Origin of the sequence: Paraburkholderia sp. BL27I4N3, assembly GCF_003386115.1 — a bacterium.
In the GTDB taxonomy this organism is placed as follows: domain Bacteria; phylum Pseudomonadota; class Gammaproteobacteria; order Burkholderiales; family Burkholderiaceae; genus Paraburkholderia.
The window spans coordinates 172,050-185,973 of the sequence record NZ_QREJ01000001.1 but is presented as its reverse complement, the minus strand read 5'-3'; the positions used below and the strand labels follow the sequence as shown (position 1 = coordinate 185,973).

At 63.7% G+C, this 13,924-nt stretch carries 14 protein-coding genes; 2 read left to right on the top strand and 12 right to left on the bottom strand.

Annotated features, from left to right (window positions below):
* Nucleotides 1-96: 96 nt before the first annotated feature.
* Nucleotides 97-531, top strand: a complete 435-nt coding sequence (locus B0G71_RS00865) for a nuclear transport factor 2 family protein (protein WP_181916700.1) — start codon at nucleotides 97-99, stop codon at nucleotides 529-531.
* Between the two features lie 95 nt (nucleotides 532-626).
* Here the strand turns inward: B0G71_RS00865 and B0G71_RS00860 are convergent, their stop codons facing one another.
* From B0G71_RS00860 to B0G71_RS00810, 10 genes are all read right to left on the bottom strand, one after another.
* On the bottom strand, nucleotides 627-1,076 hold the full coding sequence (locus B0G71_RS00860; RefSeq protein ID WP_258875469.1) for a hypothetical protein: 450 nt from the start codon (nucleotides 1,074-1,076) through the stop codon (nucleotides 627-629).
* Between the two features lie 440 nt (nucleotides 1,077-1,516).
* Complete coding sequence (locus B0G71_RS00855) at nucleotides 1,517-1,933, bottom strand: CopD family protein (protein WP_116118288.1); 417 nt, start codon at nucleotides 1,931-1,933, stop codon at nucleotides 1,517-1,519.
* 163 nt (nucleotides 1,934-2,096) lie between these two features.
* Complete coding sequence (locus tag B0G71_RS00850) at nucleotides 2,097-3,368, bottom strand: glutamate-5-semialdehyde dehydrogenase (RefSeq protein WP_116139130.1); 1,272 nt, start codon at nucleotides 3,366-3,368, stop codon at nucleotides 2,097-2,099.
* Between the two features lie 243 nt (nucleotides 3,369-3,611).
* A complete protein-coding gene (holA, locus tag B0G71_RS00845; protein ID WP_116118290.1) occupies nucleotides 3,612-4,730 on the bottom strand; it encodes a DNA polymerase III subunit delta in 1,119 nt (372 codons plus the stop codon).
* Between the two features lie 54 nt (nucleotides 4,731-4,784).
* Complete coding sequence (lptE, locus tag B0G71_RS00840; protein WP_116118291.1) at nucleotides 4,785-5,336, bottom strand: LPS assembly lipoprotein LptE; 552 nt, start codon at nucleotides 5,334-5,336, stop codon at nucleotides 4,785-4,787.
* Nucleotides 5,337-5,427: 91 nt separating this feature from the next.
* Nucleotides 5,428-8,019, bottom strand: coding sequence for a leucine--tRNA ligase (gene leuS, locus B0G71_RS00835; RefSeq protein ID WP_116139128.1), 2,592 nt, complete (start codon nucleotides 8,017-8,019; stop codon nucleotides 5,428-5,430).
* A gap of 514 nt (nucleotides 8,020-8,533) precedes the next feature.
* Nucleotides 8,534-8,962 carry a biopolymer transporter ExbD gene (locus B0G71_RS00825; RefSeq protein WP_116139124.1) on the bottom strand — a complete coding sequence of 143 codons (429 nt, stop codon included), beginning with the start codon at nucleotides 8,960-8,962 and terminating at the stop codon, nucleotides 8,534-8,536.
* Between the two features lie 25 nt (nucleotides 8,963-8,987).
* Nucleotides 8,988-9,704 (bottom strand): MotA/TolQ/ExbB proton channel family protein, encoded by a 717-nt coding sequence (locus B0G71_RS00820; protein ID WP_116139122.1) that lies wholly within the window; start codon nucleotides 9,702-9,704, stop codon nucleotides 8,988-8,990.
* 77 nt (nucleotides 9,705-9,781) lie between these two features.
* The gene (gene dapB, locus B0G71_RS00815; RefSeq protein WP_116139120.1) at nucleotides 9,782-10,579 is read right to left on the bottom strand and encodes a 4-hydroxy-tetrahydrodipicolinate reductase; all 798 of its coding nucleotides are present in this window, start codon (nucleotides 10,577-10,579) and stop codon (nucleotides 9,782-9,784) included.
* Between the two features lie 176 nt (nucleotides 10,580-10,755).
* Nucleotides 10,756-11,586 (bottom strand): outer membrane protein assembly factor BamE, encoded by an 831-nt coding sequence (locus tag B0G71_RS00810; protein ID WP_106285230.1) that lies wholly within the window; start codon nucleotides 11,584-11,586, stop codon nucleotides 10,756-10,758.
* A gap of 158 nt (nucleotides 11,587-11,744) precedes the next feature.
* On the opposite strand from B0G71_RS00810, the gene fur reads away from it, so the two are divergent.
* Nucleotides 11,745-12,173: a ferric iron uptake transcriptional regulator gene (gene fur, locus B0G71_RS00805; RefSeq protein WP_012434340.1), complete on the top strand. Its 429-nt coding sequence runs from the start codon at nucleotides 11,745-11,747 to the stop codon at nucleotides 12,171-12,173.
* A gap of 119 nt (nucleotides 12,174-12,292) precedes the next feature.
* On the opposite strand, the gene B0G71_RS00800 is transcribed toward fur, so the two are convergent.
* Nucleotides 12,293-12,805: an ureidoglycolate lyase gene (locus B0G71_RS00800; protein ID WP_181916699.1), complete on the bottom strand. Its 513-nt coding sequence runs from the start codon at nucleotides 12,803-12,805 to the stop codon at nucleotides 12,293-12,295.
* Between the two features lie 13 nt (nucleotides 12,806-12,818).
* The gene (gene alc / locus B0G71_RS00795) at nucleotides 12,819-13,829 is read right to left on the bottom strand and encodes an allantoicase (protein ID WP_116139116.1); all 1,011 of its coding nucleotides are present in this window, start codon (nucleotides 13,827-13,829) and stop codon (nucleotides 12,819-12,821) included.
* Nucleotides 13,830-13,924: the final 95 nt, after the last annotated feature.

Below are 13,924 nucleotides of genomic sequence, written 5' to 3'. Positions count from 1 at the left end.
TGACGATTCGCAGGCCGAATGTCATGGCTATCGGCCTGCGTCGCTGCAATGCGGACACGCGCTCGCGTGCCTACCGTCGATTCAATGGATGTGAATATGAAGCACCTCAGTTTCCTGGCCGCGATTGGCCTATCAACCTGCGTCCTCGCCTCCGGCCTGACCACCCAGCTGCAAGTCGAAAACAAGCTCGTCCTCATGGAGCAAGCATGGGTCGATGCCGCCATTCGCGGCGACCGCGCGGCGCTCGATCAGTTGCTCGACGACTCCTTCGTCGAGACGATGCCTAACGGCGCACGCCGCACCAAAGCCGATCTTCTGGTCGCGCCCACGCTGCCGCCCGGTTCGGCGCAGACGCTCAGCGAACTGAAGGTGCGTGTATTCGGAAATGTCGCCATGGTGTCCGGCGTCAATCACTACACGCCGGGCGCGGGCATGAAAGCGACCGATTACGCTTTCACTGACGTGTACGTCCGCCGTGGCGACGCATGGCGTGTGGCGGCGTCGCGCACGGCACGCGAGGCCAGCGCCTAAGCGTTCAAGTGGCGCGTCACCGGCCGTGAGTCATCAATCAGGAAGCGCGAATCCTTCGCGCCTCGTTGATTGCTGGAGCGTATCCGCAGTCCGTCTCAGTGCGCCGTCGCGGCCGCGACTGGATCGGCCGCCCCTTGTGCTGGCTTGCGCGTCGTCTCGGCGCCCACTTCAGCGACCGGTTCGGCCCTGTCCGCATCCCGTGTCGCATCGGCAAGCAATTTCGCCGCCGCACTCGCCGTAATCCGCCGATGCGCAATCCCCCGCGCATCGAGCGCAATCACCTGATACAGTTCGCGGTCGCGTTCCACTTCGCGCTCATACTCTTCGCACGTCTCCACCAGCAATTCGAGCAGCACTTGTCGGCTGCGTCGCTCGTGGTTCGTCAATGCAGGATTCCTATATATCGAGGTCGCAAGCGTGGCCAATCGGCTGAGTTGAGTCAACTGCCGTTCGCATGAACCGAATGCCGACAAGGCAAGCTTTTCGTACTGCAGGGCATCGACGGGTGGGCGCGAGGCCGTTTGTTTTTTGGTGGACTTGCTCATGGTGCGATCTCCTTAAGACTTGCTGGATCGCCCGACACTCGCTTGCAAGGAGGGTGAGCGGGCACGTAGCGAAGTTGACAGACCGGGCTTGAAACAATCCGGCGAGCCTTGCGGCTCCTCCACCACAGCCCGCCCATAGAAAATACAGACGTGCAGAGATAGACGCACGACCCGCCTGGACGGGTGTGCGGTTTCAAGCGCGAGCTGTCAAACTCGACCACCGGTTGTTGCCGATGGTCTGCAAATTATAGATCACCCAACACGCCCATCGGCCGTCCCAATATAGGCTAACAACCGCACTGGCCATTCGGCCTAAGACACCGCATCACCATCCAGCGCTGCAAAACGAAAAAAGGGCGGTTTGCCGAACACCTCAGCAAACCGCCCTTCTACAAAATCAAAAGCCCTAACCCAAACAACCCACCCAACCACCCGCCGCCCTAAAACGGCTTGATCACCACCAGCGCCACCGCCGCCAACATCCCCAGCACCGGCAACTCGTTGAACATCCGATACCACTTGTCCGTCCGCCGATTCTCGCCGCGCTCGAACGTCCGCAGCAGCACACCGCAATAACCGTGGTAAATCAAAAGCAGCACCACCACGCCAACCTTGGCGTGAATCCATCCCTGCCCGCGCCCGATGCCGATCCCCAGCCACAGCCAGAGCCCGCACGCCAGCGCGGGCACGGCAATGAACGTCATGAAGCGGAACAGCTTGCGTGCCATGGTCAACAGACGCGCCGTCGCCGCAGGCTCCGTTTCCATCGCCAGATTGACGAAGATGCGCGGCAAATAGAACAGGCCGGCAAACCAGGAAGCCACCAGCACAATGTGAAACGTCTTGATCCAGAGCATCTGGGTCCTCGGGTTGCGGGTGAATTGTTGTGCGGAGCGGCGGCGGTTATGCCGGTCACGCATCGCGACACAAGGCGATCGAGGATCGCGGCAATGACAGGATGCAGCGAGAAACGGTCACGCGTGGCCGCATTTCACAGCCACGCTGCCCACCGCGTCCGCGTTATTGGCGCCCTTCACCGTGCCCAAGCACGACATACTTGAGCGACGTCAGCCCTTCCAGTCCCACCGGACCACGCGCGTGCAGTTTGTCGTTGGAAATGCCGATTTCCGCGCCCAGTCCGAACTCAAAACCATCGGCAAAACGCGTCGACGCGTTGACCATCACACTCGCCGAATCCACTTCGCGCAGAAAGCGCATTGCGCGGTCGTGGTCTTCGGTGACGATCGCATCCGTGTGATGCGAGCCAAACTCGTTGATGTGCCCGATTGCCTCATCGATCCCGTCCACGACCTTGATCGCCAGCACCGGCGCGAGATATTCGGTGCGCCAGTCTTCTTCCGTCGCGTCGACCAGAGGCGCCACGCCCGCGTCTTCGAGCACCTTGCGCGCAGCCGCATCCACGCGCAGTTCTACCTCTTTTTCGCGATACAACCTGCCGAGCGCCGGCAGCACTTCAGCCGCGATGCCGCGCGCGACCAGTAGCGTTTCCATCGTGTTGCAGGTGCCGTAGCGGTGCGTCTTTGCGTTGTCGCAGACGGTGAGCGCCTTCGGAATATCCGCGCGGCCGTCGACATACACGTGGCAAATGCCGTCGAGGTGCTTGATCATCGGCACGCGGCCTTCTTCCATCAGGCGCGCGATCAAACTCTTGCCGCCGCGCGGCACGATTACGTCGACATATTCCGTCATGGTGATCAGCTTGCCGACCGCGGCGCGGTCCGACGTTGCGACCACCTGCACGGCTTCCTGCGGCAGGCCCGCCCTTTCCAGCCCTTCGCCGATCAGTTTCGCCAGCGCCGTGTTGCATTCGAGCGCTTCTGAACCGCCGCGCAGAATTGTCGCGTTGCCGGACTTCAGGCACAGCGCCGCGGCGTCGATGGTCACGTTCGGCCGCGATTCGTAGATGATGCCGATCACGCCGAGTGGCACGCGCATCTGTCCAACCTGAATGCCGCTTGGCCGAAACTTCAGATTGCTGATCTCGCCGATCGGATCGGCCAACGCGGCAACCTGCCGCAAGCCTTCCACCATCGTTTTGAGCGCTTTGTCCGAGAGCGTCAAGCGGTCGATAAACGCGGCGTCGTGACCTTTGTCGCGAGCCCGCGCGAGATCGCGCGCATTGGCTTCTTTCAGCAACGCGGCGTCGCGCTCGATCGCCTCGGCGACAGCGGCAAGCGCAGCGTTCTTCGCCGCCGTCGACGCCCGCGCCATCGCCCGCGATGCCCGGCGGGCGCGGCGACCGAGGTCGGTCATGTACTGGTCGATATCCATGGTGAGTCTCGTAGTGCCGCGCGCGCCGAGGTGCAGCGGACAGGCAGAATTAGCGAAAGATCAAACGATTGTAAGTCGGGCCAGGCCGCTTTGCTTACCGCGGTGAAGCGCGTTAGCCGATTGGCCAGGCCTTCATGCGACGAAAACGACGAAAGCGCGACAGGCTAGCGGTCCGCGAACATTGGCGCGAGCGGTGCGGTTTTCAGAACCAGCCGGCCGCAAGGCCAGCTCCCACGCCAGCCCTCAGACCGGCCGCCGCGCCGACGCCGCCGCCGAGCTGCGAGGTCGCGCCGGCGGCACGGCCGACGTTTTTGGCGCGGCCACCGTCATGGCGAGTTCGAACAGGCCGTCCCACGGATCAGGCGGCGGATCGTTGCGATGATTGCCTGGCGTTCCGCCCGACAACCCCTTCACCTGCCGGTCGAGCCTGGCTGCCAGCGCGAGCGCCTTTTCCAGCGCGCCTTCAGTGACACGCGACAGCGCGGGCCCGATCAACCGTTCACGCGGACCCCACACGCGGTTCTCGCGCACCAGCACCGCCAGCGGCTTGCCGGCCGCCGCGCCGCGCTTGATGCGCAGCAGCGTGCGTACTTCTTCGACCACCGCCCACAGCACCAGCACTGCGGCCTCGCCTTCGCCACGCAAGCCGTCGAGCATGCGCGACAACCGGCCGACGTCGCCCGCCAGCATCGCTTCGTTCAGCTTGAAAACATCGTAACGGGCGACGTTGAGCACGGCGTCCTGAACCTGTTCGAAGCTCAACGAACCCGCCGGATACAGCAGCCCGAGTTTCTGAATTTCCTGATGCGCGGCGAGCAGATTACCTTCCACGCGCTCGGCGATAAACGCGAGCGCGCGCCGCCCTTCTTCGCCTGCGGCAACCCGCTGACCCTGCGCTGCAAGCCGCTGCCCAACCCAATTCGGCAACTGCGCGCGCTCGACCGGATCGATTTTCAACGCGACACCCGCCTCGGACAAAGCCGTAAACCACGCCGACTTCTGCGTGGCCGCGTCGAGCCGCGGCAGCGTGATCATGGTGAGCACGTCGTCATTGACGGCAGCGGCGAGCGCTTTCAGCGCTTCCGCGCCTTCCTTGCCGGGCTTGCCGGACGGAATGCGCAACTCGACCAGTTGGCGGTCGCCGAACAGCGACATCGACTGGCTCGCGCCCAGCAACGAACTCCAGTCGAAGCCGCGCTCCACGGTGAACACCGAGCGGTCGGTAAAGCCGGCCGCGCGCGCCGTGGCGCGAATGCGGTCGCACGCTTCCTGCGCGAGCAGGTGCTCGTCGCCGTACACAACGTACAGTCCGGCGAGTCCTTTGGCGAGATGCGCTTCGAGCGCGTCAAGTCGCAGTTGCATGGCTACCGATCGGCGAGGTTGAACAAAGACGGCAATTCGAACGAATGGTGCGACTCACAGCGGCGGCGGCGGCAACGGCGCGCGCGGCGCAACCGAGGGCACTTCCTCGCCCGGCGCCGGATGCATTGAGCGCACGACGGCCAGACGGCGCGTGAGCTGGTCGATCGCGTCTCTTTCCATGTCGTCGAAGAGAATGTTGCTTTCGGAGGCTTTCGCTTGCGAGAACTGATCGCTATAGGTCATTGCGCGGTTCAGCGCGATCACGCTCGGCGGAATCAGCAGCGTGCCGTCCTTGGCCGTCAGCGAATAGTTCATGTTGAGATTCAATTGATACTCTTCGACCACACCCAGCGAGTTCAGCGTCAGCGTGCCGATGCCGCGACCTTCGGTGATCTGCAACGTGGCGTCGGCATTCGCGACCGACGTGACCACCACCGTGTCGCTGCCGCCTTCCACGATACGCGCGAGACGCGCGCCCGCCGCCGCGGAACCGCCGGCGATATAGAGGCGTTTGAATGCGTAGTCCTGCTGGCCGCGCAACTGGAAGCCGCAAGCGGTCAACATCAATACGCTGCAAGCCAGCGTCAAAAACGATCTGCGAGTCACATTGGCTCCTGGTTCGCAGTAGATTCCGCAGCGCGGACAAGCGCCGCCATGCGCGGCGGCGTCCTGCCTGCTGTCATGTCTTCGTCGATGCTCACACGACCACGTTCACGAGGCGTCCCGGCACCACGACGATCTTCTTCGGCGCCTTGCCTTCGCTGAACTTCGCAACCATGTCATGCGCGGCCGCGAGCTGTTCGATCGATTCGCGCGAGGCGTCTTTCGCCACCGTGATCGCGCCGCGCACCTTGCCGTTCACCTGCAGCACGAGTTCGATCTCGGACTGCTCCAGCGCTTGTTCGTCGACCTTCGGCCACGGCGCGTCGAGCAGCGAGCCGAGTTCGTCGGCGTAACCGAGTTCCTGCCACAACTGGAACGTAAGGTGCGGCACGACCGGATACAGCACGCGCAGCATCACGCTGCACGTTTCGCGCAGCACGGCCGGCCGGGCGCCCTTCGCGCTGTCGAGCGCGTTGAGCATCTTCATGGCGGCCGACACCACCGTGTTGTACTGCAGACGCTGGTAGTCGAAGTCGGCCTGCTTGAGCACGCTGTAGATCTCGCGGCGCAGCGTCTTTTCGACATCGCTAAGTTGGGCGGCGTCGAACGTGCCGCCTTCGCGCAATGCGGCTTCATTCGCCTGACTGAAGCTCCACACGCGGCGCAGGAAGCGGCTCGCGCCTTCCACACCCGAGCCGGACCATTCGAGCGACTGCTCGGGCGGTGCGGCGAACATCACGAACAGACGCGCGGTGTCCGCGCCATGCTGATCGATCAGCAATTGCGGATCGACGCCGTTGTTCTTCGACTTCGACATTTTCTCGACGCCGCCGAGCACCACCGGCTGACCGTCCTCATTCAGGACGGCGCCGACCGGGCGGCCCTTGTCGTCGAACGAAACGGTCACGTCGGCCGGGTTGTACCAGGTCTTCTTGCCCGCTTCGTTCTCGCGGTAATACGTTTCGTTGAGCACCATGCCCTGCGTGAGCAGGTTCCTGGCCGGCTCGCTGAATTTGACGAGGCCCATGTCGCGCATCACCTTCGCCCAGAAGCGCGAATACAAGAGGTGAAGAATCGCGTGTTCGATCCCGCCGATGTACTGATCCATCGGCGCCCAGTAGTCGGTGCGCTCGTCGACCATGGTCTTCGCATCCGGCGACGCGTAGCGGTAGAAGTACCACGACGAATCGACGAACGTGTCCATCGTGTCGGTTTCGCGTTTGGCCGCGCCGCCGCAGGTCGGGCAGGTGCAGTTCACAAACGCTTCCGACTTGGCGAGCGGATTGCCCGTGCCGTCCGGCACGAGGTCTTCCGGTAGCACCACCGGCAGATCTTTTTCCGGCACCGGCACGTCGCCGCACGTCGGGCAGTGGATGATCGGAATCGGCGTGCCCCAGTAACGCTGGCGCGACACGCCCCAGTCACGCAGACGCCACGTGATCTGTTTGTCGCCGAGGCCGAGTTCTTTCAGGTCCGCGGCGATCTGGTCGACCGCTGCTTCATAGCCAAGGCCGTCGTACTTGCCGCTGTTGATCAGCGTGCCGGTCTTCTCGCCGTACCATTCCTGCCAGGCATCGGTGGAGTATTCCTTGCCTTCAACCGCGACCACCTGCTTGATCGGCAGACCGTATTTCTTCACGAACGCGAAGTCGCGCTCGTCGTGCGCCGGCACGCCCATCACGGCGCCTTCGCCGTAGCTCATCAGCACGTAGTTGCCGATCCACACTTCGATCTGTTCCTGCGTCAGCGGATGCGTGACGTAGAAGCCGGTGGCCATGCCCTTCTTTTCCATGGTCGCGACGTCGGCTTCAGCGACGCCGCCGCGCTTGCATTCCTCGATGAAGGCCTGCAGTTCCGGCCTGTCTTTCGCGAGACGCGTGGCGAGCGGATGCTCGGCGGCGACCGCGCAGAAGGTGACGCCCATGATCGTGTCGGCGCGCGTGGTGAACACGCGCAGCAGCTTCTGTTCGCCGTCGATCTCGTACGGGAAGCCGAAGTTCACGCCGAAGCTCTTGCCGATCCAGTTCTGCTGCATGATCTTGACGCGCTCGGGCCAGCCGAGGCCTTCGAGGTCGTTCAGCAGTTCGTCCGCGTACTGCGTGATGCGCATGTAGTACATCGGGATTTCGCGCTTTTCGACGAGCGCGCCCGAACGCCAGCCGCGGCCGTCGATCACCTGCTCGTTGGCGAGCACGGTCTGGTCGACCGGATCCCAGTTGACGGTGCCGGTTTTCTTGTACGCGATCCCCTTTTCCAGCATCTTCAGGAACAGCCACTGGTTCCACTTGTAGTAGTCCGGGCTGCACGTGGCGACTTCGCGCGACCAGTCGATCGCGAGGCCCATGGACTGCATCTGCTTCTTCATGTAAGCGATGTTGTCGTAGGTCCACTTCGCGGGCGGCACGTTGTTGGCCATTGCGGCGTTTTCCGCCGGCATGCCGAATGCGTCCCAACCCATCGGCATCAGCACGTTGTAGCCGTTCATCCGCAGATAGCGGTACATCACGTCGTTGATCGTGTAGTTGCGCACGTGACCCATGTGCAGCTTGCCCGACGGGTACGGCAGCATCGAGACGCAATAGAACTTGGGCTTGTCGGTGGTTTCCGTCGATTTGTACGCGTCGATGGCGCGCCATTGCCCTTGCGCGGCGGATTCGACGTCGGAGGGAACGTATTTTTCGTGCATGGTGTGATGGGATCGCTGGGTCGGTGCTTTCGCACCGGCCGCTTGGTGCTCTGCTGGATGAATTGGCGTCGTTTCCCCTTCGGCGGGGGAAAGGGCTGATTATACCGTCCGCGGACGGGTCCGCCGCGCGGCGTGCTGCATGCGACGGCTTGGCTTGGCTTGGCTTGGCTTGGCTTGGCTTGGCTTGGCTTGGCTTGGCTTGGCTTGGCTTGGCTTGGCTTGGCTTGGCTTGGCTTGGCTTGGCTTGGCTTGGCTTGGCTTGGCTTGGCTTGGCTTGGCTTGGCTTGGCTTGGCTTGGCTTGGCTTGGCTTGGCTTGGCTTGGCTTGGCTTGGCTTGGCTTGGCTTGGCTTGGCTTGGCTTGGCTTGGCTTGGCTTGGCTTGGCTTGGCTTGGCTTGGCTTGGCTTGGCTTGGCTTGGAAAGTATTTTGCGGCGCGCGGGGCGAAAGCAACTCGCACGCGATCCGGAAAGCGCGACGGCCTCATCAGCCGCCCGTTCCGCCAATTCCCGCGCCGCTAAGGCTTTGCAGCCGGCGGCGGATCCGTCACGAAACCGATCCGCTCGAGGCCGGCCTGCTGCGCCGCGCCCATCACCTGCGCGATCACCTCGTAGCGCGTGGAGCGCTCGGCGCGCAACTGGATCTCCGGCTGATCGCTCTGCTTGCCCGCTTGCGCGAAGCGCGCGCGCATCTGCTCGAGCGTGATCACGCTGCCGTCCCAGTAGAGCTTGCCGGCGGCGTCGATGGAAAGAGAAATGGTTTGCGGCGTCTGGCGCGCGGGAGCGGCCGCGACCTTCGGCAAATCGAGCCGGATCGCATGCGTGAATAAGGGCGCGGTAATGATAAAAATCACCAGCAGCACCAGCATGACGTCGATCAGCGGCGTCATGTTGATCTCGGCCATGGGCGCGGCCGTCTGCTTTTTCTCGAGTCCGCCGAATGCCATACCGCCTCCTTCCGCCCGAGCGCGCTTAGTGGGTTGGAGCCTGCTGGGCCCGCGCCGGCGCCTGCGTGTGGCCCTGCTCCGCCGGCGCGCACACGTAGGCGTGCAGGTCGTGCGCGAAGCCGTCGAGTTCCTCCGACAACTGCCGCACCATACGCCCGAGCACGTTATAGGCGAGCACTGCCGGAATCGCCACCACAAGGCCGAAGGCGGTCATGATGAGCGCTTCGCCGACCGGCCCGGCGACGTTTTCGATCTGCGCCTGACCGCTCGCCGCGATGCTGCCGAGCGCGTGATAAATGCCCCACACGGTGCCGAGCAGGCCGACGAACGGCGCCGTGCTGCCCACCGAGGCCAGCAGCACCTGGCCAAATTCGAGCCGCCGCTGCGACACGTTGAGCGCCTGACGCAACGCCCGCAGCACTCGCTCGCCGCGTTCGACACGCGCGAGCAGTGCGCCCGGAATATCCACTTCAGACGCATGCAGCGCCGCCTCGGCAAGCGGCGTGAAGACGCGCTCGCGGTCCGCGCGCTTTAACGCCGCGACGCCTTCGGACAACGTAGGCGCCTGCCAGAAGAGCGCAATAGCGCGTGTGGCCTGGCGCTTGGCGCGCGTAAGAACCCAGCTTTTGACGATCAGAAAGCACCAGCTCGCAATCGACATGGCCAGCAGCACGTACGCGACGCCATGCGTGATGGCATCGCTGGTTTGCAGGTAATGGATGATGCCGCTGCTGCCTGCCATCTGACCTCGCCATGGAGTTGTGATTTCAGGGGCGCGAACACGGCGCGCGATGCCCCTGAAGTTCGCTCGGGAGATGCTCAGCGCAGACCGAGCACGTCCTGCATGTCGAAGAAACCGGTTGCGTGGCCTTCAAGGAAACGCACAGCACGAAGCGCGCCTTGTGCATATGACAGACGGCTCGCCGATTTGTGCGTGATTTCGATGCGCTCGCCGATGCCCGCGAACAGCACCGTATGGTCGCCGACGATATCGCCGCCGCGAATCGCCGAAAAACCGATCGTGGACGGGTCGCGTTCGCCGGTCACGCCTTCGCGGCTGTAGACCGCGCAGTCGTCGAGATTGCGGCCGAGCGCGTTGGCAATCACCTCGCCCATGACCAGCGCCGTACCGGACGGCGCGTCGACCTTGTGACGATGATGCGCCTCGATGATTTCAATGTCGTAGCCGGTCGCGAAATGCTTGGCCGCGAATTCGAGCAGCTTCAGCGTGACGTTCACGCCCACGCTCATGTTCGCCGAGAACATGATGGCGATCTTGTCCGCCGCGCCGCGCAGCTGCGCCTTCTGCTCGTTGTCGAAGCCGGTCGTGCCGATCACCATTTTGACGTTGTGACGCTGGGCCGCCTCGAGATGCATCAGCGTGCCTTCAGGGCGCGTGAAGTCGATCAGGTAATCGGATTCAGCGAACACGCGCTCGATGTCGTCGGTCAGCACGACGCCCGTCTGTTTGCCCAGAAACGCGCCGGCGTCCTGACCGAGTTGCGGGGAGCCCGCACGGTCGAGCGCGCCGGACAGCGTGGCGTCGGAATCGTTAAGGACTGTTTCGATGAGCATGCGGCCCATACGGCCCGATGCGCCAGCAATGGCAATTTTCATGGCTACGAGGGTTCGAAAGGCAAAACCCGGCAAGGCGGGCAAAAGCGGCGGCGGGCAGCACACCCAGGCGCCGCGCATGACTGAAAAACGAAGAACCGGACGGACGCTTTGCGCGGTGCGGTTGCCCGCGCGCAGCGCCTGTCTTAACAGCCTGTCTTAACACACGGACAGCGCGATTAGCCGCCCGTTCCCGAAGCCGGAGAAGAGGTCAGCGGCGCGTTGTGCGTCGGGCCGCTGTTGCTGCTCTGCGGGCCCGTCGGTCCGACCGGATTGCTGTTGTCCGTACCCGGATTTTGCGGCGGCGGCGGACGGTGGAACTGGAACTGCGGCTGACCTGCGGCCGTCGGGCTCTGTTGCGGGATGCCGCCGCCGTTGGCGGTCGGCGCGCTCGGCACGCTCGGACGCGCATTGGGCGACAACTGCACCGCATTGGTCGCACGATTGGCGGCTTGCGCGGCTTCGGCGTTGGCGTCGGTGGACGGCACGCCCGCTGCGGCAGCGCCGGCAACGGTCGGCGAACGCGTGGTGTCGAGCGTGGCCGGCGCGGTTGCAGCAACCGGCGCGCTCGCCTCGCTGGCGCCAGCGGCCACGGCCGCCGCGGCCTTCTTCTTGCCCAGTTTGTCGCCGTCGATTTCAGCCAGCAGTTCAAGGTTGGACGGCAGATCTTCGCCACCCGACCAGCTGGCGACACGGTCGCCCGCGAACATCACTACGAAGTCGCGCTGCTGAACGACGCTCGTCGAGCCGCGCTTGAAATAGAACACGTAGTCCCAGCGATCGGCGTGGAACATGTCGGTCAGGAGCGGCGTGCCGAGCAGTTGCTTGACCTGCGCGCGGGACAAGCCGACCTGCATCTGTGCAGCCGCTTCTTTCGAGACGAAATTGCCCTGCACCACTGTAATGCGGTACGGCGTGATGCTTTGGGCAATACGCTGTGTCAGGCTGTCGTACGTGGAACATCCGGCAAGAACCGCGACAGTCGCAACAGCGATCAAGGTACCCCGCATGCGGCTCCCCCGGTAGATCAATTGAGATTTTGAAATCATTTCACTCACCGTGCGGGCCCGCTGACGAGCCGCGCGAGTTTCATTCCATCGAAGATGACCAGAACGGCAAAAACACATTACTATGAGAGCCCAGCATTGTACTCTAGGGATCCCTTGTCATGACCAATCCAACCGATCTCAAGAATATCGGGCTCAAGGCGACCCTTCCGCGCCTCAAAATCCTTGAGATTTTTCAGCACAGCCCGGTGCGCCACCTGACGGCCGAAGACGTGTACCGCAACCTGCTGCACGAAGAACTCGATATCGGTCTTGCAACCGTATATCGCGTGCTGACGCAATTCGAGCAGGCGGGTCTGCTCTCCCGCAGCAATTTCGAGTCGGGTAAGGCGGTGTTCGAACTGAACGAAGGGTCGCACCACGACCACCTCGTATGCCTCGATTGCGGGCTCGTCGAAGAATTTTTCGACTCGGAAATCGAGAGCCGTCAGCAGTCCATCGCGAAAGAACGCGGCTTCAAGCTGCAGGAGCACGCTCTGGCCCTGTACGGCGCCTGCACCAAGGAGAACTGCCCGCATCGCAAGCATTGATGCGGCGCCGGCCGCGCCGGGTGCGCGGTGCAGGCGGGCAGAAAAAGACCCGGCGGATGCGAATCGGCCGGGTCTTTTTGCATCTGCGCGGTGAATCTGCGGGAAGGCTTTTTACGACCCTATTCCACCAACTCGGCGCTCGCTTCAAACGTGAGCCGCCACGGCTCTGCCAATGACAATTCGTCGCAATTAGGCTGCTCGCCGCCACGATCCACCACCACGAAATCGCTCACCCGATCGAGCGCGAGCAACGGGTGATGCCAGACGCCTTTCGCGTAGTTCACGCCCTGCCACGCGTCAGTCCAGAAGGCGCGCATCTGCGCCGGATCGAACTCGCCGGCCGGCGCGACGACCACCAGATAACGCCCCGCGGTTAAGGGAATGAAAGCCTGGCTGCCGAGCGGATGCCGCTCCATCATCGTGATCTCGACCGGCAGCGCGCGCGGCTGTGCGCGGAACAAGCTGATCAGCGGCCGCCCGCCATGCTCCGTCACGTCGACGCTGGCCAGATCGTGATAACGCTCGGTCGTACCGCCGTTGATAGCGAAATGCCGCGCGCCGTCCAGTTCGATCACGTCGCCGAACGGCGCGAAGGCCGCGCGCGTGAGGCGTTCCATCTGCAATGTCTTCATCGACGCCACTCCGCTATGCGATTTCGCCCCATAGGCGCAGGCGCGACACGCCGCCGTCAGGAAAGATATTGAAACGAACGTGCGTGACCGGGCCCAGCGACGCGAGGTTGTCCGTGAAGGCGTGCACGTGGTCCATCTGCAGTTTCTGTTCGTCGAGCAGCACCGGCCAGAACATTGCCTGCGTGACGAGCGAATCGTCCGTGCCGCCCGTCACCGACGCGGCTTGCAGCGAACAACGGTCCGGGAAGTTGCCCTTGAAGTGCGCCGTATCCACTTCGATCTTGCGGATCACGCCGGGCCGCGCCAACGCGACGATCGCCCAGTCGTTGCCCGGCTCGCGACGGCGCCGCGTTTCCCAGCCGTCGCCCATGTTGACGCCGCGGCCCGGCATCAGCATCTGCGAGGCCGGCCCGAAGTGCTGGTTGTTCGCCGCGACCAGATACGCGCCGTTCTCGATCGCCGCCAGATCCAGCAGCGTGCCGCGCTCCACGCGCTCCCAATCGCGCTTCGGCTGACCGTACACGCGCAGGCGCGCGAGGCCGCCATCCGGATACAGATTCACGCGCAGATGGGTGAATGCGCGCGCGTCGTTCACGTCGACGTAATGATGTTGATTGCCCTGCAGCGTGGTGGCCGGCACGAGGGTTTGCCAGTCCGCGTTATCGGCCGGCACGTCGCCGTCCGCGTAGCAGGCGTCGATGGACGCGGCCGGCGGGAAGTTGCCGGTGAAGTGGCTCGTATCGAGATCGACGCCATGCACGACGCCCGGGTGCGCGAGGCGGATCACGCAGTAGTCGTGGCCGGTGGTGCGCTTGCGGCGGGTTTCCCAGCCGTCCATCCATTTGCCGTGATCGTCGTATTTACCGGGGATGAACACCGCCGGCTGCGGCTCCAGCATGCGTTCCTTCGGCGCGAAGAATTCGTCGCTGGCGAAGAGCGCCTTCGCACCCAGACGCGGGTCGGCGAGGTTCATGTAGCGACGGGTGAAGGCAGGAGCGTTGGGGTCGAGGATCGGATTGGCCATGGTCGTCTAGTCTCGGTCAGGCAGCGAAAAAGTGAAGGAGAGCCGGCATTCTTCAGATCTGCCGGCGCTGGGAGCGCGCTGCAAGGGCGCGCGGT